The sequence below is a fragment of the Verrucomicrobium sp. BvORR034 genome, assembly GCF_000739635.1.
Taxonomy (GTDB): Bacteria; Verrucomicrobiota; Verrucomicrobiia; order Verrucomicrobiales; family Verrucomicrobiaceae; genus Verrucomicrobium.
Genome location: NZ_BATQ01000155.1, coordinates 1 through 20,670, shown reverse-complemented (window position 1 = coordinate 20,670; position 20,670 = coordinate 1). Strand labels below are relative to the sequence as shown.

Sequence of the window (20,670 nt, the reverse complement as noted above, 5' to 3'; positions counted from 1 at the left end):
AACTTTGACCTCATTTCCATGAACCGCACCACGTCCGTCGGCAACATCAACCTTCCCTTGGCGCCTCCACCCCAGCAGGACGGGGCCCAGATGGAGGTGATCCATCCGTCCATCGCCGCGAAAGTAAAACGGGAAGCCTTGGGGAAGGAGTCCATGACGCCGCTGCGTGAACGCGGCATCGAGCCGGATCAGACCATCAGCCGCGCAGGCATCAAGGCCCTGCTCAAGAAGACGCCCGAGGAGATGTCGAGCCGACGTCTGGCAAACTTCCTCAGCATCTTCCCCGGAAAAATGGGGCGCTCGGAATGGTCGGGCAGCAGTCACTTACAGGATATCAAGAAACTTGCCGACAAGTATCAGGAGCTGCCCTCGCATGCCCTGCATGAGAAGATGGAGGTGCTGGAGCAACTCGCCACCGCCCTGGACAACTACGGCAGTCAGGCGACCAAGGCACGTCTTGGAGATCGTATTGCGGGCCTGAAGGAGTTTGTGCGCGGAGAGATGCTCAACCTGAAGGCTCAGCAGCATGACCCTGGTTTGCAGGATTTGGGCCCGGGCCTCTATGGCCCCCGGGGCCTTCTTTCCGACACCTATGAGCCCTTTCTGCTCGCCGTGGAAATGGGCGACCAGGAAGCCCTCAACGGGATCGTGTCGGACATGACCAACCGGATCGTGGTCGTGCTGCAGGAACAAGGTGTGGATGGAGAAAAATTCGCCGCGAGCTCCGGCGCCAGGCTCAAGGAGCAACTTCTCAACGTGATCTTTGCCTCGCAGCCTCGGTCTGGCGAGGTGATGAACGGGGGCGATCACACCTGGGACATGGTGGAGAAAGCCATGGACCAGCTCTACTCGGGCGTGACGAATGGATTGAACGAGGGCCACGGTCGAGTTCGCACGGATGGCACCTTGGCTGTGGAGGAGACGCGCTATGTACCCCAAGGGGGCGTGGGAGCGAAGGACGTCCACGTCAGCGCTGGCGGGGCCTCGCTGGATGAAGGCGGCTTCGGCAGTGTCTTCATCTATGACGGTACGGATGGGAGCAAGATCGTCGTCAAGGAGCAGCTCGATGAGGGCGTGAGCCAGATGGTCGGGGACCAAAAGTTCGGGAAGCTCCAGGAGAAGGCGCACGATTCGCATCACGAGGCTTCGATCCACCGCCTGGCCCAGGGGGAAGAGGGGCACGAGAACCTGGTCCGCCTGGTGGGCACGATGCACAATGGCAAGAACACCACCATCTGCCTGGAGTACTGCCCGAACGGGAGCGTGCCCGGCATGGGCCGGAAGCTGTGGGACTCAGAGATGCTCTCGGGCCTCTCGCCGGACCAGCAGTCGCACGCCCGACGGCAGGCGATCGGCCTCATGAGCCGGGACATGGCCCGTGGTCTGAATCACATGCACCAGAACGGGGTGGGGCACCAGGACTTCAAGGGGGCGAACGTGTTCCTGGGCCGCGACGGCGTGGCGAAGGTGGGCGATCTGGGCTCATCGGTGAAGCTGCAGGAGGGCCGTTTTGAGGTTCCGACCAACTACCATTTTCCCGACGCCCCCGCCTACCTGGCGCCGGAGGTTCTGGAACTCACGAGTCTGCCGCCGCACCGGTCGCTGGTCCGCGCCTTTATGGACAAGGAGTGGATTGCCTCCTTTGATCTGGACAAGTTTGAGGAGGCTTATGCGCAGATCGGGCATCCCGGGCCCCAGGAAGTATTTCAGCGCATCAAAGGCACGCTCCAGGACATCCAGCAGCGGGCGGGGGAGGAGGGGAGCGACAAGGACACCCTGGTGCAGGAGTGGAACACGGCCGTCCGCAGCCTGGAGTCCATGGTCGCGGGAATCCGGAAGAGCGAAGGCATCACCACCGGTCAGGTTGTAGATGTCACCAAGGTGGACGTCTGGGCACTGGGCATCACCATGTGTGAGCTCGCTTACTCGGGTGACCACGGCAGCGGCTCGCCTTTTGAAGGCAGCAACTCCGGACGCACGGCGGCCAACATCACCGGGTATGCCCTAGACGGTACCAAGACCTTCACGCAATACCGCCTGGAGAAGTGGGCCCAGCAGCACCCGGACATCCTGCCACCCACCGACGAGCGACTCGACGCCCTGCTGGACAAGCTGCTGCACCACGACCCCGACCAGCGAATTTCCCTGGATCAGGCCCTTGAGGATCCCTATTTCCAGGAACTGGCGCTCGACAACCCGCAGGTGCGGGACTTCGTCCAGAAGCTGACCTCCAGCGGCAGCAGCAAGGTCGAGATTGAGGAGTCCGCCAAGCTCGTCGGCGCGCTTTGACGTGGATGCTCTTGCTCCGCCTGCGTAGGAACTCCACGCCAACGGCGTGATACATAAGAGCCCGGGGTCAGACCGCGAAGCGGTCGCCACCCCGGGTAGTGTCAAGAAAGGGAGGAACTCCAAGGGAGTTCAACAGACCGTCCAAATCACCGGAGGACGACTGTCCCGCATGCAGGGGACGCCTCAGGAATGGGGTGACGGTTTGTAGAACTCACTTCGGAGTTCCGGTGCGACTGCCCATGTACCCAGGGTGGCGGCTCGTGCCTCGCCTTACCCTGGGCTGCTTTGTATGACGCCCTTGGCGTCGAAGTCTTCGCCGAAAGTGATCTCCGATTCATTCCTATATTGGAAAAACCCCAGGCAATCCAAAGCGGCGCATCGGCATCTTTCTTGTAACTTTTTCATCCATGCAGCCAGAGTAGAAGGCATGCGGGCCTTCCCGGTCTCAAATTCATCCGCATCCGCATCCGCCCTGTCAATTCCATGAACCTGACGAACATCCAGAACACCCCCGTCACCCAGTTGGCTCCTATGGCCCGCCAGGTTGGGGTCACGCCAGACGCTGTGCATCCTTCAGTGGCGGCAAAGATCAAGGAAAAGGCTCTCGCCCGGGAGTCCATGCAGCCGCTGCGCGACCGGGAGCTCCGGCAGGATCAGGCCATCAGCCGGGCGGGCATCAAGGCCCTGCTCAAGAAGACGCCCGAGGAGATGTCCAGCCGGCGCATGGCCAGCTTTCTCAGCATCTTCCCCGGCAAGCTGGGGCGCACGGAGTGGAGCGGCAGCAGCCATCTGCAGGACATCAAGAAGCTGGCGGACACCTACCGGAAACTGCCGGATCATGCCTCCCAGGAGCGTCTGGAAGTGTTGCAGGAGCTCTCCACCGCGCTGGACAACTACGGCAGCCAGTCCGCCAAGGCGCGGCTCGGCGAGCGCATCGCGGGCCTCAAGGAGTTTGTCCGTGGCGAGATGATCAAGCTGAAGTCCCAGATGCAGGAGCCCGGCCTGAGCGATCTGGGACCTGAGATCTACGGGCAAAAGGGGATTCTCGCGGAGGATTACCAGGCCTTTGCCACTGCGGCCAAGGCGGGCAACCTGGAGGTGCTCGACGCCGTGGTGGGAGACATGACCAACCGCATCGTCGTGGAACTTCGAGACCAGGGTGTGGACGGCGAGAAGTTCGCCGGCAGCGCTGGCATCCGGCTCCGGGCCCAGCTCTGCCAGCAGATCATCAAGGCTGATCCAGAGCTGGGCGGGTTGATGAAGATGCCGAATCCCAATGAGGTGAAAAACCGGGTGAATCAGGCGCTGGACCGTCTCTATGCCGGCGTGGTAAATGGCTTGAACCCCGGCCACGGTTCCCAGGGCACCGGCAGCACCCTGCAGATTGGCACGCTCCGCCTGGTGCCCCATGGCACCGAGGGAATGAAGGATCGTCCCATCGCCTCGGGCGGCGCCTTCCTCGGCCGTGGCGGCTTCGGGAATGTCTATCTGTATGACGGCTCAGACGGCAGCAAGGTGGTCGTGAAGGTGCCCAAGGAAGCCGGCGAGACCGAGACCAGCCTCGACGAACGGGTGACGATCGAAGAGCGCGCGCAACTCTCCCATCGTGAGGCAGAGATGCATGCCCTGGTGCAGGGTGAGGACGGGCATGAGAACCTCATCGCGCTCAAGGGAGTCGTGCACAACGGCAAGAACACCACCCTCTGCATCGAGCATTGCCCAAATGGCGGGGTGGATGACCTGGGGGTGAAGCTGCAGGACCTGGATTCGCTTCAAGGGCTCACGCCAGATCAACAGGGGAAGGTGCGGCAGTTGACGGTGGGCCTCGTGATCCGGGACATGGCCCGGGGCCTGGCCCACATCCATGAGAAAGGTGTGGCCCATCTGGACTTCAAGGGCGGCAACGCCTTCATCGGAGGTGATGGGGTGGCCAAGGTGGGTGATCTCGGCACCGGGGTGCGGCAGCAGGACGGCCTCTATGAGTTGCCCATGAATCACCAGTATGTGGACAATCCCAGCTATCTCCCGCCGGAGATGCTGGAAGCGATGGCCCTGCCTCCCAAGGTCTCGCTCTCCCTCTGTGGTGCCAGGAAAATCCAGGCGCTCGACCTCGACGCCGTGGAGACGGCCTACGAGAAATTCAGCGATCCCGCTCCGGTCGAGGAGTTCCGCCGGATCAAGGACACGCTCCTCACGATCCAGACACAAATTCGCAATGGCGAAGGGGACGAGCGGACCCTGGCGGCGGAGTGGGAGCGCACCACGAAGCGGTTGGATGATCTGACCAGGGAGCTCGCCGCCATCCCGGGATCCTCCACCGGCAGGGTTCTGGATGTCAACAAAGTGGACGTCTGGGGACTCGGGCTCACCCTGTGTGAACTGGCCTATCCAGGCGGACCAGGGAAGAGCGGCTCACCCTTTGACGAGGGGGCGCTGGGCCAGACGGCCAAGACGGGCGATAACATCGCCCAGTATGGCAAAGACGGCGACAAGACCTTCACTGAATACCGTCTGGAGCGCTGGGAGAAGACTCACCCTGGCGTGCTGCCGCCCACCGACGAGCGACTCGATGCCCTGCTCGACAAGATGATGCACCGTGATCCCAATCAGCGCATCACCGTGGCCCAGGCCCTCGAGGATCCCTATTTCCAGGAACTGGTCCTCGACAACCCGCAGGTGCGCGAGTTTGTCCAGAAACTGACCTCCAGCGGCAGCAGCCGTGTCGAGATTGAGGAGTCCGCGAAGCTGGTCGCCCATCTCTGACCGCGCCGCCGGTCCGGCGGGTTTTGAGTGATTTCATAAAACCCGGCGTGGCCGCCGGGTCCGGGAGGGTTGTGCCAGGATGGCTCCTCCACCGCCTCTTTTTTCGAGCGGGTGCCAACGTCCTGGCGTGAACCCAAACCACAGCCCTCGGAACATGAATCCAAACTACAGCTACAAGTACAACAGCAACCGGAGCGTCACGGATCAACGCGTCATCAATCTGCGCAATGACAACGCCAACTATCGGCCGGAAATCGGTTGTATCACCCTCTTGAACGAGGGTGAGGCGCGGTCGCATCCCGTGATCCGGATCCTGCCGCCGCATGAGTATCACGGCACCTCGGAGGAGGTGATCATCCACCCCAGCATCGCCCAGCGATACCGGGACCGTGCGTTGAGCGTCTCCGGCATGCAGAAGAAGTACGACGACTATCAATTCACCGTGGACAAGGAGGTGGGAGGTTTTGGCATCCAGATTTTCCTGAAGAAGTCGAAGCTGGATCTGGTCGGAATCAAGCTCTCCAACCTGGGGGCCAAGATCTCGTCGAAGCTCGGCAAGGATGGCGGGAAGAGCAGGGAACTGGCAGAGCAGGTGTACCAGAAGTCCCGGGAGTTTAAGGAAATATCACCCCATGATCCGAAGGCCCGCCTGCGCTGCCTGCGTGAGCTTTGCAGCCTTCTGGAGGCGTATTCCGATAGCCTGCCCTCCGCTGTGGACCTGCGTAAGAAGGCGCAGGCCATGCTGGATTTTGCCATCGCGGCAGCGCTGGACCTGGAGTTTCAGCTTCAGTCGGTTGGCATTGAGGATCTCGGCAGTGCCTGGCTGGATGACGGCGGCTACTTGAACCAGAAGGACGGCATCGCGCTTCGCAACGCCATTTTTGAAGGCAATGAGGACGCGCTCAACAAGGTGATCGACGATGTGTTGCCCCGCATGTTTGTCGCCCTCGACGTGGGTGGGGCCACCTGGGAGAAGTTTGCCTCCTGCTCCTGCGCGAGTTTCAAGAAGGGCTTGCTGGAAAAACTGGATCCCAACGGGGACCTGACGGGTGATCACTTGCAGGGGGAGCGTCTGGCGATGGTGGACCGGGCGCTGAACCGGCTCTACGCCAGCATCGTCAACGGCCTGGCCTGTAAATCGACTCTCGCTCCAGAGGAGCTGGTGAACCTCTCGAGGTACAACATTGTTTCCCTGGATCGGGATGGATTCCCTGACATGGTTTCTCTGAGCGAATGCACTGCTGTGCGCCGCTGTCAGGACCAGGAGGGAAACGGCATTGTGGTGAAGGAGAGGATCCTTGCCCCGGAGAGCTCAGAAAAAGTGGCTGAGAACCTCGCCTGGGAGTCTTTCCACGAACTCATCATCCACTCCCAGGTTCCCAATCACGAGAATGTGGTCCGTCTCGTGGGCACCTATCACAATGGGGTGGGCAATGTGCTCTGCCTGGAGAACTGCTCTGGAGGCCGCGCCATCCATCTGATGGGCCAGGTGGATGGCCTGGTGGGAGGTCAGGGAACTCTGGCGGGGCTCTCTGATCGCAATAAGACTCTGCTGCGCCGCCGCGTGTTGCGCAGCGTCTTCCGTGATGCTTCCACTGGGCTGACGGCCATGCATTCCAGGGGCATCAGCCACGGCAACCCCTGCCTGGAGACCCTGTTCCTGAAAGATGGCGTGGTCAAAGTGGGCAACTTCAAGACGGGCCTGAGGAACATGGTAGGCTCGCAGACTTACCCTCTGTCCACGGACATGCGGTTTCCCCGTCGGGATGGCAGTGAGGACGTGCCCGAGCTTTCTCTCTTCCATCAGGAGCTCGGAAACCGACAGGAGCTTATCGAAGAGTTGAACCTCGGAATCAACGGCAGTCTCGGCCGGATTCAGGACCTGTGCCGGGGCTTGGGGGACGAAGGGGTGTTGGAAGAGTTGAGAGTCGCCCTTCCCAGGCTCGAAAAGCTTCAGCGAAAACTTCAGGAAGGGCGCGGGAAACACCACGCTGAGTTCTGGAAGGAGGAGTCGGCCAAGTTGATCCGTCTGGTCAATGCCTGTGTGGACCTGCCGCAGCGGACTGGTCAGGAGGTGAACCTGCTCAAGTCCGACGTCTGGATGCTGGGTGTGACCATGGCGGAGGCCTTCTTCCCCGGGCAGCAGGTGATTGGGAACACGGATGAGGAAACACAGCAAAACCTCCAGGCGCTCACTGATCGCAACGATCCCGAGCAAGCCGGGCTGGAACTCTTGCTTTCCAGCATGCTCCGGCGGACCCCAGAGCATCGTATCAGCATGGGAGAGGTGATGGATCACGACTTCTTCCGCTCCGAACCTGTGGGGGACGTCCGTGGCTTTGTTCGCGCCCTTCAGGATGGGGATGACGCAGATCCCCAGCAACTCACGAACCTGGCCAACAGCGTCATTCAAGACGTGCCGCTGAACCAGATCGTTCTCGGTCAGCAGTTCCAGCATCTCATTCCCAACGGCGGATTCGTCTTCGAGATCCCTAACGACATCTGAGGAGGCAGGTGACACAGGCGTCCCGCCGGTTCACCCCTGCGGCGTCGCTGCGGGTGTAGTCCGGTTGTCCCAACCGGCTCAGTCGCCACGGAGAAGCGCTGTCTTCTCCCCAATGAACCCTCTCCCTGGCCTGCCAGATCCGGCGTCCCTCCGGGACGCAAAAGGAGTTTGGATCCCGTAATCCGGTGGTTGTCACCACCGGCTACCATCCATCGTCCCTCCGGGACGGGCGCGCGGCCGTCGGCTCTGACGATTCCGTCGGTCGTATGCGCCACCTTACCCCTCCGTTGCCTGAGCCGGTTGAGACGACCAGACTACTCCTGTGGTGACGCTGCGGGCGTAGTCCGACCCGCTGCGCGGGAGACACAAGACTTGAAGACACAAGACAGAAGACCTGAGGCGATAGGTGGGTTGGGGCTGATAGTGAGACAGAGGATTAAGGAGCGGCGGATGGTGCGCATGCTCCAGGGATCATCCCCCATAACTGAACCGGCGGGACGCCGTTACCACGCACCGGCTGGAAGCCGGTGTCACTGGCTCCCTCAGTCCCGGAGGGATGTCGGACGGTAGCCGGTGGTGACAACCACCGGATCGCCCCATCCCCATACATTGCGTCCCGGAGGGACGCCGGATCGTGGCCCCCTGGCCCCCATCACTCCCTCCCGCCCCCAACACCTTGACCACTGACGCACTGCCCACTGCTTACTGGCTCCAGCCCACTGATTCACTGAACCGGGACCCGACTTTGTGAAAAATTTCACAAATTCAACTTGCTGGATGAGCCCTGAAACAAATAGTGGGGCGATACCACATTCCATGAGCAACACTGCCGTAACTGCCCCCGCTTCACCACCCGCCGTGGACTTGGTGAACGTGCAGGTCAATGGGGTCTGGCACAAGTTCCCCAAGGGGACGCGCATGATTGAAGCCTGCCGTCAGGTGGGGGCGCTGGTGCCGCACTACTGTTACCACCCCAAGCTCACGTCGCCCGGCAACTGCCGTATGTGCCTCGTGGAAATGGGGATGCCCCCGCGACCCACGCCAGGGCAGGAGCCGGAGAAAGATGAATTTGGGATGGCCAAGATCGGCTGGATGCCGCGTCCCGTCATCGCCTGTGCGAACACCGTGGCCGAAGGGCAGGGGATTCGCACCGAGGGCAAGCTGAGCGAGGAATGCCGCAAGGGGGTGATGGAGCTGCTGCTCATCAACCACCCGCTGGACTGCCCGATCTGCGACCAGGCGGGCGAATGCCGCCTTCAGGAATTCAGCGTCGAGCACGGCAATGGCGAGAGCCACTTCCGTGAAGAAAAGGTCAAGAAACCGAAGAATGTGGACATCGGGCCGCGCATCCGTCTGGACGACGAGCGCTGCATCATGTGCTCCCGTTGCATCCGGTTCACGGCGGAGATCGCGGATGATCCGGTTCTGGGCTTCACCGAGCGCGGCAGCTACACCACGCTCGCGGTCCACCCCGGCAAGCGCCTGGAGAACAACTACTCCCTCAACACTGTGGACATCTGTCCGGTGGGAGCGTTGACCTCGAATGACTTCCGCTTCCAGATGCGCGTCTGGTTCCTGAAGGAAACCAAGAGCCTCTGCACGAAGTGCGGCCGCGGTTGCAACATCGAGATCAGCAGCCGTCAGAACGAAGTTTACCGTCAGACGCCGCGGGAGAACAACGACGTGAACTCCACGTGGATGTGTGACCAGGGCCGCCTGGATTTCCACTTTGTGAACAGCGACTACCGCCTGACCCAGCCGCTGGTCAAGAAGAGCAACGGTCACCATCCCACCACGTGGAAGCTGGCCGTGAATCAGGTCGCCGAAGCCCTCCGGAGCGTGAAAGCCTCCGAGATCGCGGTGATCGCCTCCGGTCGCATGACCAACGAGGAGCTCTATCTCACGCACGCTCTCGTCAAATCCGCTGGCATCGAGAACTATGATGTCGTGCCCCGCACCGGCGGTGGCGACGACTACCTCCGCGCGGACGACCAGAACCCCAACAGCAACGGCGTACGCGCCATCTGGGGCACTGAACCGGGCGCCAAGCTCCCGCAAATCATCGCTGGCATCAACAGCGGGGCCATCAAGGTGGTGCTCGCCCTGGGTGAGAACCTCATCAAGGCGGGTCTGGAAAAGGCCGCTCTTGAGAAGCTGACTTTCCTGGCCTCCTCACACATTCTGGCCAACGCCACCGCTGAGCTTTCTCACGTGGTGCTTCCTGCGGCGAGCTACGCCGAGAAGCGTGGCAGCATGATCAACGTCACGGGTCGCCTTCAGCGCCTGAGCAAGGCCGTCAACTCGCCGGGCGAGGCCCGCGATGACTGGGAAATCCTGCGCGACATCATCCTCGCCTATGCTGGCTCCAACGGCATTCACAGCGTGGAAGACGTCTTCAAGCGCATGGCTGGTGACGTGGAAATTTTCAGTGGTCTGACGCTCGCCCGCATCGGCGAGCTGGGCGTGCAGGTCATGGAAACGGGCGAAAAAGTGCCTCTGCTGGAGCGGGAACGCGAGCGCAAGGCCAAAGGCATCATCGTGGGATAAGTCATGGGAAGCTTTCTGGACAGCATCAATCTCGCCTTCATCATCGCTGCGGCGGTGAAGATCGTTTTCTTCAGCTTCATGGTCATCCTGCCCATGGTCGCCTACTCAGTGTATGCTGAGCGGCGCGTGAGCGCGATCATTCAGGACCGTGTGGGGCCCAACCGCACCGGCATCCCGCTCACGCTCTTCGGCGGGAAGAAGGACATTGCTCTGGCGGGCCTCATCCAGCCGCTGGCGGACGGTTTGAAATTCTTCCTCAAGGAAGACTTCACTCCCGCACACGTAAAGAAATTCTACTACTGGCTCGCACCCGCGCTGGTCATGGTCCCGGCCATGATGACCGCCGCCGTGGTGCCCTTCGGCAGTGAGCTCGACCTCGGCTGGCTGGCCAAGCTGGGCGTGGAAGGTGCCTGGCTGCACAAGCCCATCAAGCTGGTCATTGCCGACCTCAACGTAGGCCCGCTCTACATCTTCGCCATCGCCTCCCTCGGAGTGTACGGCATCGTGCTCGCAGGTTGGTCCTCGAACTCGAAGTATCCCTTCCTCGGCGGTGTGCGCAGCACGTCCCAGATGATCTCCTATGAGATCGCGCTTGGCCTTTCCATCATCCCCGTGCTCATGATCTTCGGAGACCTGAACCTCTCCAAGATCGCCCAGTACCAGGACAAGAACGGCTGGCTCCTCCTCCCCCTCTGGGGTGAAGGGCTCACCTTCAAGCGTCTGGTTCTCTGGATCCCCATTTTCATCTCCTTCATCATCTTCGTGGTCGCCATGTTCGCGGAGACCAACCGCGCCCCGTTCGACCTTCCAGAGTGCGAAACGGAACTCGTGGCCGGTTATCACACGGAGTACAGCTCCATGAAGTTCGCCCTCTTCTTCATGGGCGAGTACGCGGCCATGATCATCGGGTCGGGTCTCGCGGTCACTCTCTTCCTCGGCGGCTGGAGCATTCCGTTCGGGGCTCCGCTAGGTCTAGGCTATGTGGAAGGGGCCACTCCCATCTGGCTCGGCCTGCTGCACATCGGCTGCTTCCTCGCCAAGGTTGTCTGCTTCATCATCTTCTTCATCTGGGTGCGCTGGACCCTGCCCCGCTTCCGCTATGACCAGCTCATGAAGCTGGGCTGGCTGGTCATGTTTGAACTGGCGCTCGCCAACGTGATTCTCACTGCCGCGCTCATCGTGTGGCTCCCGAACTGATTTTTCTGACCTGATTCCCTAACGCCCTATGGCAACGGTTGTTGTACAACGCCCCAAACTCAAATGGCACGAGAAGTGGTTCATCTCCACGCTCGCCAAGGGCCTGCTCATCACGCTCGGTCACGCCATTGCCATTCTCAGGGGCAAGAAGAAGGTCACCATGCAGTATCCCGAGGAAAAGTGGGATGCGAACCTGCCTGACCACTATCGCGGTGCTCCCGCCCTGGTGACAGACGAACACGGCCGTGAGCGCTGCGTGAGCTGCCAGCTCTGTGAATTCATCTGCCCCCCGCGCGCCATCACCATCATCCCAGAGGAGATCCCCTCCACGGATCCTTGGGCCAAGGTGGAAAAGCGCCCGCGCCTCTTCAATATCGACATGATCCGCTGCATCTACTGCGGCATGTGTGAAGAAGTCTGCCCCGAGCAGGCCATCTTCCTGCGCAAGGACTACGCCATCACGGGCTTGAGCCGTGCGGAAATGGTCCACGACAAGACGAAGCTCTACGAAATCGGCGGCGTGCGTGAAGGCCTCGTCAACAAGTGGAACGAGCTGAAGTAGACCCGTCCAGTCCCGCCCCGAATTTTCTCCCTGTCTCCCGACCGCATTCGCATCATTCCTGCTCGCATCTCATGCCCGCCGTTCTGTTTTACCTCTTCTCTGCGCTCACCCTGGTCTTTGGCCTGATGGTGGTGGTGTTGCGGAACCCGGTGGCGAGCGCGCTCTCCCTGGTCATGAGCTTCGCGGGCCTCGCGGCGCTGTTCATCAGCCTTGACGCTTATTTCATCGGTATCATCCAGATCCTGGTGTACGCCGGTGCGGTGATGGTGCTGTTCCTCTTCATCATCATGCTCCTGGACATCAAGGCGGAGGCGCTCAAGAAGGTGAACGCCTTCTCCGTAGTGGGCGGGGCCCTGCTGGCCATCGTTTTCATCGTGCAGCTCGGCATGATCCTGGGCGGCCTTGAAGCCGGCAAGAAGACCGTCGCCGATGTTCCGATCCACTTTGAAGCTGCGGCTGAGACCCAGAAACTCCCGACCATCAAAGACGACCTCGCCAAGAAGTCTCTGCCAGACACGAAGCTCGTCGGCATGGCCCTTTTCCACCGCTATCCCTTCCAGATCCAGTTGATGGGGGCGCTCCTGCTCGTTGGCACCATCGGGGTCGTCATCCTGAGCAAGCGTGAAGTGAACTAGCCTGGTCAACCGAGCAAACTGATTCCTGCCGAGAGCCTCCCATGGTCACCCTCAACCACTATCTCCTTGTCAGCGGCCTGCTGTTCTCGATCGGCCTTGTGGGCGTCGTGGTACGCCGCAACATCCTGACCATCTACATGTGCCTGGAGATGATGCTGAGCGCGGCCAACCTCACGCTGGTGGCCTTCTCCCGTTTCCGCCTTGTTGAAGGCCTGCCGGACTACAATGCGCAGGCGCTCGTTTTCTTCACGATCACTGTGGCCGCCGCTGAGGTGGCCGTGGGTCTGGCCATCATTGTGGCGCTCTTCCGGGCACGCCAGAGTGTGGACATCACCGCTGTGGAGAAGCTCAAGGGCTAACCTGCCCCGCCCAAGGTCATTTTCTTTTCTCATATCGTCACGATGGAACCCATTTCACTGACAGGAACCGTGTTGCTGCTGCCGCTGGCTTCGGCGCTGGTCATCATGCTGTTCCACGGCCTGCTCAAAAATGTGGCGCATCTGGTCTCGACCGGCGTGTCCATCATCATGTTCGGCTGCGCGCTCATCTTCCTGGGCGCGGAAGATCAGCCCAACGGTCTGCTTTTGTATGAGTACCTGAAGGTGGGCACCTTCACCGCCGACATCGGGTTCGTGGTGGATACGCAGAGCCGCGGCATGCTCTTCATCGTGACCTTCATCGGCATGCTGGTCCACATCTACTCGCTCGGGTACATGAAGGATGACGATGCCCGCGCCCGCTATTTCGGCGCGCTCTCACTCTTCATGTTCTCCATGAACGGCATTGTTCTGGCGGACAACCTGGTGATGATGTTCATCTTCTGGGAGCTGGTCGGCGTCAGTTCCTACCTGCTCATCGGCCACTGGTTCAAGAAACCTGAGGCTGCTGATGCTGCGAAGAAGGCCTTCCTTACGAACCGCGTGGGCGACTTCGGCTTCATGGCGGGCATCCTCATCCTGTTCGGGCTGACTGGCCACGTCTCCATAGCCCAGCTTCAGGGCTCGATGGAAAGCGGCGCGCTCAATCACATCCGGGACAACTACGAGTGGATCATCACTCTGGCGGGTCTTGGCTTGTTCCTCGGTGCCATGGGCAAGAGCGCGCAGGCTCCCTTGCACGTCTGGCTGCCAGACGCCATGGAAGGCCCCACGCCCGTGTCCGCCCTCATCCACGCCGCCACCATGGTGGCCGCAGGGGTGTACATGCTGGTGCGCGTTTATTTCATCATCGGTGCCTCGCATGTCACCGGTGACATTATTGCCTGGATCGGGGGAATCACCGCACTGATGGCGGCCCTCATGGCCACCCAGCAGAGCGACATCAAGAAGATCCTCGCCTACTCCACGCTGTCCCAGCTCGGCTACATGGTCATGGCTGTGGGTCTGGGCGGACCGAAAGAGGGGATGTTCCATCTTTACACGCACGCCTTCTTCAAGGCGATGCTGTTCCTAGGCTCCGGCGCGGTCATCTACGCCTGCCATCATGAGCAGAACATCTGGAAGATGGGTGGTCTGTACAAGAAGATGCCGGTCACGTTTTGGACCTTCGCCATCGGCACTGCCGCTCTTATGGGCGTGCCGCTCATGGCCGGTTTCTGGAGCAAGGAAGGCATCCTCGCGGTGGCCTACCCTGAGCATGGCCACGGCAATGGCATCCTTTTTGGCATGGCCGTCCTCACTGCCACGCTCACAGCGTTCTACATGACCCGTCTGGTCGTCGTTGCCTTCTTCGGCAAAGCTCGTGGCAAGGATGCGGATCACGCTCATGAAGCTCCGCTCGTGATGATCCTGCCGTTGGTCGTTCTGGCTTTCCCCTCCGTTTTGGCGGGTTATCACTTCTTGGCAGAGCCGCTTCAAGCGCTCGTGCCAAATCATCATGAGGGCGCTGGTGCCAAGGTCGTGATGGGCTGCTCGCTGGTGGCCGTCATCGTCGGCTTCCTCGCCGCCACCCGCCTCTACCGGAACGCGGACAAGGACCCGGTGAACATCCCGCTCTTCGCCAACAAGTTCTACATCGACGAGTTCTACGCCGGTCTCGTGAAGTATGGTCAGGACCGTTTTGCCTGGTTGGTCACCGCTCTGGAAAGAATCTTCGTGGACGGTCTGACCGTGCGCCTCCCAGCGGCGCTGGCCAGCGGACTGGGAAGCTGGATGCGCGGTCTGCAGTCCGGCAGTCTTCAGGCCTACACCTTCGTGCTTGGTCTGGGCATTGTCGTCGTGGTGTACCTGGCGGTGTTCTTTTCCACGAAGCCCTGAGTCCCAAGCCTTTAAGCGAAGCCCTTTTTACTCAAGACTGTGAGCCTGCTCGAAATCATCATCCTGCTGCCCCTGCTGGCCGCGCTGGTCACCTGGCTGGGTTCGCCCGCTCGGATTACGGCGCTGGCGGCGTCGCTACTGAACCTGGTGCTGGTGGGCTGGGCCTTCCTGAACTACCAGTCGCTGCATGGTGCAGATGGCGCCATGGCCTTCCGCCATGCTCGCACCGTCCTCACCAGCCCGCACATCCAGTTCGCCGTTGGGGCAGATGGCTTGAGCCTCACCATGGCGCTGCTCACCGTGCTGGTGACGCTGGCTGCACTCTGGAGCCTGGTGGACAAGGAACGCATCTACTACACCTCCACCTTGCTGATTGCCTCCGGTGCTCTCGGGGCCTTCCTCTGCACGGATATTTTCTTCCTGTACGCCTTCCACGAACTGGCGCTCATCCCTACCTTCCTCATGATCGCCCTCTTCGGCCATGGGGACAAGAAGGACGCTGCCTGGCGCATCACCATCTACCTTGGTGTGGGCAGCCTGATCCTCCTGGCAGGATTGTTGGGCGTGGTCTGGTATTGCAGCCCGGAGAAGGGGAAGCTCACGTTTGACCTTCTCGCGCTCAAGCCACTGGCCGCCGATGCTCCTTACGCGAAATACGCTGCTGCAAACTTCTTTGTCCTGCTGGTTGGCTTCGGTACCCTGGTCAGCCTCTTCCCGTTCCATAGCTGGGCGGCTCCGGCCTATGCCGCCGCGCCCACACCGATCGCCATGATGCACGCTGGCGTGCTCAAGAAGTTCGGTCTCTACGGTCTCATCCGCATCGCCCTGCCGCTCCTCCCGACTGGGGCAAACACCCCCTGGGTGCAGCACGCGCTGCTCTACATGCTGCTGGGCAACATCCTCGTCATGGGCTTTGTGACGCTGCATCAGCGCCGCTTGGACGGGCTCCTGGCCAACTCGAGCGTGATGCACATGGGCTACATCTTCCTGGGTCTGGCCTCTGGCAACGCTCTGGGGCAGAACGGTGCCGTCCTCCTCATGTTCGCCCACGGCATTTCCGTGGCCCTGCTCTTCATGCTCTGCGGCCGCCTGCGCAATCAGCTCGGCACACTGGAGTTCGACAAGCTCGGTGGTCTGGCGGCCAATGCTCCTTTCCTGAGCCTGATTTTCGGTGTGGGTGCCTTCGCCTCCATCGGTCTGCCCGGTCTGGCCAACTTCGCGGGTGAGGTGCTCATCTTCCTCTCCACCTTCAAGAACTTCCAGGCCAGCGAAGGCTTCACCTTCCTGCAGATCACGACCATCCTGTCCCTCTGGGGTGTGGTCATCAGCGCCGTGTACATGCTGCGCGCCTACCGCAAGATCTTCTTTGGCCAGCCTTCCGCCGGCCATTTCATGAGCGATCCGTCGCTGTTGCAGCGCGTCCCCATGTTCCTCCTTGCCGCCGTGCTCTTGGTGGTGGGGCTCTATCCTGCCATTCTTTTGAACGTCGTTCAGGTCTCCTTGGCGGCGACCGGTTTGAAGTGAAGTAAACTGCCATGTCTCCCTTGTCCCTCGAACTCGGTCTCGGCTTGCTCGGCCTCGTGCTCCTGCTGGTGGAGTCCTTTGCCAGCGTGCCCCGCAAGCTCATTGCCTACGCGGCCATTGGCGGACTGCTGGCGGCCTTGGCCGTCATCGTGAGCGGTGCCGCCGGCAGCGTCCCGGACTCGCTCAAGGAGTTCTACGTGGTGGATCCCCTGGCGCTCTTCTACAAGGGCTTCGCCATCATCGCCACCCTGGCCACCATCATCCTCTCCCTGGAGTACGCCCCGATCATCCACCAGTTCGTGGCCACCCACCCGGAGCGCACCAAGGAAGCGGGCCTGGGCGAGTTCTACAGCCTGCCGCTCTTTGTCTGCGTGGGCATGATGGTCATGGCCTCCGCTGTGGATCTGATCACGATCTTCGTCGCGCTGGAACTGGTGACCGTGAGCTTCTATGTCTTGGTCGCTTTCATGCGCCGCAGCGCCGCCTCCCTGGAAGCCGGGGTGAAGTACCTCATCCTGGGCGCTCTCAGCACTGGTCTGCTGGTTTACGGAATGTCCTGGCTCTACGGCATGACCGGTGAGCTTTCGCTTTCCGGCGTTGCTTACAAGTTGGCCCATTGGGAAGGCAATTCCGCTCCCATCCTCTTCGCTGTCGGGCTCATGCTGGCTGGCCTCGCATTCAAGGTCGGTGCTGTCCCGTTCCACATCTGGATTCCAGACGTCTATCAAGGTGCCCCCACTCCGGTTACCGCCTTCCTTTCCGTTGGCTCCAAGGCCGCCGGGTTCGTGGTACTGACCCGCATCGTGGGCACTTTCCTGACACCCGGTTCGGTCGTTGCTGGTCCAGTCATTCAGATCCTGCTCATCCTCGGTGGTGCCACCATCCTGCTCGGCAACCTGGCTGCCATCGCGCAGACCAACTTCAAGCGCCTGCTGGGCTACTCCAGCATCGCCCACGCCGGTTATCTCCTCGTCGCCCTCGCCTGCATCCACACGGGTGGTTTGAAGATGACCTCCGGTGAAGTTGCCGCCTTCTACCTGGCCACCTATCTGCCGATGACCTTTGTCTGCTTCCTGATCCTCAGCGCCATGCGCGCCAAGGGTTACGGTGAAGACATCGCCTCGCTCAAAGGCCTCGGCCGCGCCAACCCCACCCTGGGGCTCGCTCTCGCCATCGCCCTGGCTTCCTTGGCGGGTCTGCCCCTCACCGCAGGGTTCATGGGCAAGTTCTTCGTGATCTTCGCCACCGTGCTGGAAGGGTACTACACCTACCTCGCCATCGCCGTGATCGGCGCCGCCACCGGCTTCTTCTACTACTTCAAGGTCATCTTGGCCGTTTACTCCAAGCCAGACGGCCCGTCCGAAGGCCCCACCCCCGATCTCGGCCTGCTCTCCAAAGTCAGCCTCGCCGTCTTCGTTGCCGCCATCCTCGTGGTGGGCGTGTATCCAGACCTGATCCGGTTTGCGTTGGTGAAATGAAGTGACCGGTGGAGTTTTCAGTTTTCAGAGAAGGGGAGCGCCGCTCCCCTTTTTTGTGCCCGGATTCCCCAGTGCCACCGGCTTCCAGCCGGTGCGTGGTACCGGCGTCCCGCCGGTTCAGTTTGCGAGCGAGAATCACACGGTTTCGCCACCTCTCTCAAGGAGTGGCGGTTTGTGCTTGCACAACCGCCGAGCGTCAACGGAGCCCCCGTGCCCGTACCAAACGACCGACGTTGATAGCACCTCGTCCGAGCCTGAACCGATGAAACGCCAGTAGCACGCAGCACCGGCTGGCAGCCGGTGTCACAAATACACCTGCGGCATCTCAGCAGGCATAGTCTGGATGTGCCAGCACGCTGCGCGGGAGACACAAGACTTGAAGACCTGACGTGGTGGGGGAGTCGACGCCAGCTGTGGGGTAGGGGATGGCTAGGTGCAGCAGGCCTGAGCCTTCCAGCGTCCCTCCGGGACGCGAAGCGTTTGGAAGGCGTCAAACCCGGTGGTTGTCACCACCGGCTAGCGTCCACCGTCCCTCCGGGACGAACGCCCGACGCCCCGACGCACCAAGTACCAAGTACCAAGTACCAAGTACCAAGTACCAAGTACCAAACCCCCCGCAAGCCCCCAGACCATCTCGCACCCCTCCTCCCCCAACACCTTGACCACTGACGCACTGCCTACTGCCCACTGAAACTTGCACGCTTCCCCAGCCGGGTACACAATACCGACCCTCTGCGTTCGTGCTCAAACCCCGCTCCTATGCTCACCCCGTATCTCCAACCCGATCTCGCGACTTTCAAGGCACGTGCCGCTCATGGCAATCTCGTGCCGGTCTGGGTGGAGCTGGCGGCTGACTACGAGACGCCGCTCTCGGCGTTCCAGCGCATTCACGACGGGCGTCATGCCTTCCTGCTGGAGTCGGCCGAGCTGACCCAGCATTCGGGCCGCTACTCGCTGCTGGGCAGTGATCCTCGCCTGGTCTTCACCGCCCGCGGGCGGGAGATCACCATTGAGGAGAAGGGGGCCACCCGCACCTACACGGCAGAGGGCGACCCGCTCAAGGAGCTGGAGGACATCATGGCCGCGTTCAAGCCGGCCATGCCGCCACCCTCACCGGTCTTTCACGGCGGGGCCGTCGGTTACCTCAGCTATGACATGGTGCGTTTCTTCGAACCCACCCTGCCTCCGCCGCCCAAGGACGAGCTGGGCGTGCCGGACATGGTGTTCATGATCGCGGACACGGTCATCATCTTTGACCACAAGCACCGCAAGCTCACCATCGTGGCCAATGTGTTCATGCCCGACCACGCGACGCCTGAGGTCGCGTATGCATGGGCGAACACCCGCATCCACGAGCTGGTGGCCAAGCTCGAGGCCCCACTTCAGGTGCGCACCCTCCAGGCGTTCGCGCCGGAGGGAGGAAACAACGTGCCCGCGCCCAGCGGCAACACCACCCAGGCCGAGTACGAGGCCATGGTGCTGGCGGGCAAGGAGTACATCAAGGCGGGGGACATCTTCCAGTTCGTGCCCTCCCAGCGGTTCGAGACCGAATACACAGGAAGCCCGGTGGACCTCTACAGGGCCCTGCGTCATGTGAACCCCTCGCCGTACATGTTCTGCCTCAACTTCCCGGACGGCTTCTCCCTCGTGGGCAGCTCTCCGGAGGTGCATGTGAAGTGCATCGGCGGCAAGATCGAGATCCGCCCCATCGCCGGCACGCGCTGGAGAGGGGCCACTCCGGCCGAGGACGATGCGCTGGCGGCGGAGCTGCTGGCTGATCCCAAAGAGCGGGCGGAGCATATCATGCTGGTGGACCTGGCCCGCAACGACGTGGGCCGCGTCTCCGAGTACGGCACGGTTCGAGTAAACGAACTGATGGTGATCGAGCGCTACTCCCACGTCATGCACATCGTGTCCAACGTGGAGGGCACGCTCTCCCCGGAGCGCAGCGCCTATGATGTCATGCGCGCCACCTTCCCGGCGGGCACCGTGAGCGGTTCGCCGAAAGTACGCGCCATGGAGATCATCAACGAGGTGGAGAAGAGCAAACGCTGCGCCTATGCGGGTGCCGTGGGCTACTTCGGGTTCGATGGAACACTCGACAGCTGCATCGCGCTGCGCACGTGCGTGCTGAAGGACGGCAAGGCCTATGTGCAGGCCGGTGCCGGAGTGGTGGCTGATTCTGATCCCACTTATGAATATCAGGAAACCTTGAATAAAGCGCGAGGCATGCTTCGAGGACTCCAGAGGGCCAAAGAACTGTCGGCCTGAAAATTAATTACAACCAGCAGGGGGCTCGGAACGTTTATTCCATTGCCCGGTCATCGTGGGCGAGTTGAAGAAAATTTTATAACAAATCTGGCTTCAGGGATTGCACCCCGGAGCCCGGACATGGTAAAATCACCTTTACGCCCGACCCCCTGCGGAAATCATGATTAGCAAACAGTTGACCCAACCGTTAATTTGTTCGCTGGTGGCCCTTGCCGCGTCAGCCACATTTGCCCAAACGCAAACGCTGACACCGGTGGCCGCCAATATCACCAGTGAAAGTGCCTCATTGGGAGCGCTTTCCGTATCGCGTCAGACGCTGGAGTCCCAGACGGCTCCTCCGGCTTTCGCCCCCCTGCCGCGGGTGTTCGCGCCCACGCTGCCCCGGACGACCTACACCCGCTATCCGTGGAAAACGGACATCGTGGCCACGGTATTCTGGGTAGGGGAGCTCCCCACGGAGAACAACCCGACGCCCAACACGGCGAGTTCCTGGGACACCCAGTGGACGGCTAATTTCGGCGGATACGACGATCCCGATCCCTCACGCCGGGCTCCGGACTACCGCCCCGCGGGCTTCGTGCCCAAGCAGAACCCGTTCTACGTGGCGCTGCCTTATAACGACTGTATTGACTACAAAACGACC

12 protein-coding genes and 1 pseudogene are annotated in these 20,670 nt (G+C 61.3%); all 13 read left to right on the top strand.

Annotation, left to right across the window (positions count from 1 at the left end):
- Positions 1–18: 18 nt before the first annotated feature.
- Positions 19–2,289, top strand: coding sequence for a protein kinase (locus BV034_RS27465; protein ID WP_050030155.1), 2,271 nt, complete (start codon positions 19–21; stop codon positions 2,287–2,289).
- Between the two features lie 483 nt (positions 2,290–2,772).
- Positions 2,773–5,052 carry a protein kinase gene (locus BV034_RS27460; protein WP_050030154.1) on the top strand — a complete coding sequence of 760 codons (2,280 nt, stop codon included), beginning with the start codon at positions 2,773–2,775 and terminating at the stop codon, positions 5,050–5,052.
- A 154-nt stretch (positions 5,053–5,206) separates the two neighbouring features.
- Positions 5,207–7,558 carry a hypothetical protein gene (locus BV034_RS27455; protein ID WP_265593543.1) on the top strand — a complete coding sequence of 784 codons (2,352 nt, stop codon included), beginning with the start codon at positions 5,207–5,209 and terminating at the stop codon, positions 7,556–7,558.
- An 816-nt stretch (positions 7,559–8,374) separates the two neighbouring features.
- On the top strand, positions 8,375–10,105 hold the full coding sequence (locus BV034_RS27450; protein WP_050030152.1) for a molybdopterin-dependent oxidoreductase: 1,731 nt from the start codon (positions 8,375–8,377) through the stop codon (positions 10,103–10,105).
- A 3-nt stretch (positions 10,106–10,108) separates the two neighbouring features.
- Positions 10,109–11,302 carry a complex I subunit 1 family protein gene (locus BV034_RS27445; RefSeq protein ID WP_050030151.1) on the top strand — a complete coding sequence of 398 codons (1,194 nt, stop codon included), beginning with the start codon at positions 10,109–10,111 and terminating at the stop codon, positions 11,300–11,302.
- A 28-nt stretch (positions 11,303–11,330) separates the two neighbouring features.
- Positions 11,331–11,864, top strand: coding sequence for an NADH-quinone oxidoreductase subunit I (locus BV034_RS27440; RefSeq protein ID WP_050030150.1), 534 nt, complete (start codon positions 11,331–11,333; stop codon positions 11,862–11,864).
- Positions 11,865–11,935: 71 nt separating this feature from the next.
- A complete protein-coding gene (locus tag BV034_RS27435; protein ID WP_050030149.1) occupies positions 11,936–12,499 on the top strand; it encodes an NADH-quinone oxidoreductase subunit J in 564 nt (187 codons plus the stop codon).
- 41 nt (positions 12,500–12,540) lie between these two features.
- Positions 12,541–12,858 (top strand): NADH-quinone oxidoreductase subunit NuoK, encoded by a 318-nt coding sequence (gene nuoK / locus BV034_RS27430; protein ID WP_050030148.1) that lies wholly within the window; start codon positions 12,541–12,543, stop codon positions 12,856–12,858.
- Positions 12,859–12,900: 42 nt separating this feature from the next.
- Positions 12,901–14,754 carry an NADH-quinone oxidoreductase subunit L gene (gene nuoL, locus BV034_RS27425; RefSeq protein WP_050030147.1) on the top strand — a complete coding sequence of 618 codons (1,854 nt, stop codon included), beginning with the start codon at positions 12,901–12,903 and terminating at the stop codon, positions 14,752–14,754.
- 39 nt (positions 14,755–14,793) lie between these two features.
- A complete protein-coding gene (locus tag BV034_RS27420; RefSeq protein ID WP_063768920.1) occupies positions 14,794–16,278 on the top strand; it encodes an NADH-quinone oxidoreductase subunit M in 1,485 nt (494 codons plus the stop codon).
- A gap of 11 nt (positions 16,279–16,289) precedes the next feature.
- Positions 16,290–17,756 carry an NADH-quinone oxidoreductase subunit N gene (locus BV034_RS27415; protein ID WP_050030146.1) on the top strand — a complete coding sequence of 489 codons (1,467 nt, stop codon included), beginning with the start codon at positions 16,290–16,292 and terminating at the stop codon, positions 17,754–17,756.
- 759 nt (positions 17,757–18,515) lie between these two features.
- The gene (trpE, locus tag BV034_RS27410) at positions 18,516–20,027 is read left to right on the top strand and encodes an anthranilate synthase component I (RefSeq protein ID WP_050030145.1); all 1,512 of its coding nucleotides are present in this window, start codon (positions 18,516–18,518) and stop codon (positions 20,025–20,027) included.
- A gap of 160 nt (positions 20,028–20,187) precedes the next feature.
- A pseudogene (locus BV034_RS27405) lies at positions 20,188–20,670 on the top strand (hypothetical protein); the annotation flags it as partial.

Excerpts from the sequence above, each read along its gene's own strand:
- BV034_RS27465 (WP_050030155.1), top strand. The coding sequence starts at position 19 with ATGAACCGCACCACGTCCGTCGGCAACATCAACCTTCCCTTGGCGCCT.
- BV034_RS27460 (WP_050030154.1), top strand. The coding sequence starts at position 2,773 with ATGAACCTGACGAACATCCAGAACACCCCCGTCACCCAGTTGGCTCCT.
- BV034_RS27455 (WP_265593543.1), top strand. The coding sequence starts at position 5,207 with ATGAATCCAAACTACAGCTACAAGTACAACAGCAACCGGAGCGTCACG.
- BV034_RS27450 (WP_050030152.1), top strand. The coding sequence starts at position 8,375 with ATGAGCAACACTGCCGTAACTGCCCCCGCTTCACCACCCGCCGTGGAC.
- BV034_RS27445 (WP_050030151.1), top strand. The coding sequence starts at position 10,109 with ATGGGAAGCTTTCTGGACAGCATCAATCTCGCCTTCATCATCGCTGCG.
- BV034_RS27440 (WP_050030150.1), top strand. The coding sequence starts at position 11,331 with ATGGCAACGGTTGTTGTACAACGCCCCAAACTCAAATGGCACGAGAAG.
- BV034_RS27435 (WP_050030149.1), top strand. The coding sequence starts at position 11,936 with ATGCCCGCCGTTCTGTTTTACCTCTTCTCTGCGCTCACCCTGGTCTTT.
- nuoK (WP_050030148.1), top strand. The coding sequence starts at position 12,541 with ATGGTCACCCTCAACCACTATCTCCTTGTCAGCGGCCTGCTGTTCTCG.
- nuoL (WP_050030147.1), top strand. The coding sequence starts at position 12,901 with ATGGAACCCATTTCACTGACAGGAACCGTGTTGCTGCTGCCGCTGGCT.
- BV034_RS27415 (WP_050030146.1), top strand. The coding sequence starts at position 16,290 with ATGTCTCCCTTGTCCCTCGAACTCGGTCTCGGCTTGCTCGGCCTCGTG.
- trpE (WP_050030145.1), top strand. The coding sequence starts at position 18,516 with ATGCTCACCCCGTATCTCCAACCCGATCTCGCGACTTTCAAGGCACGT.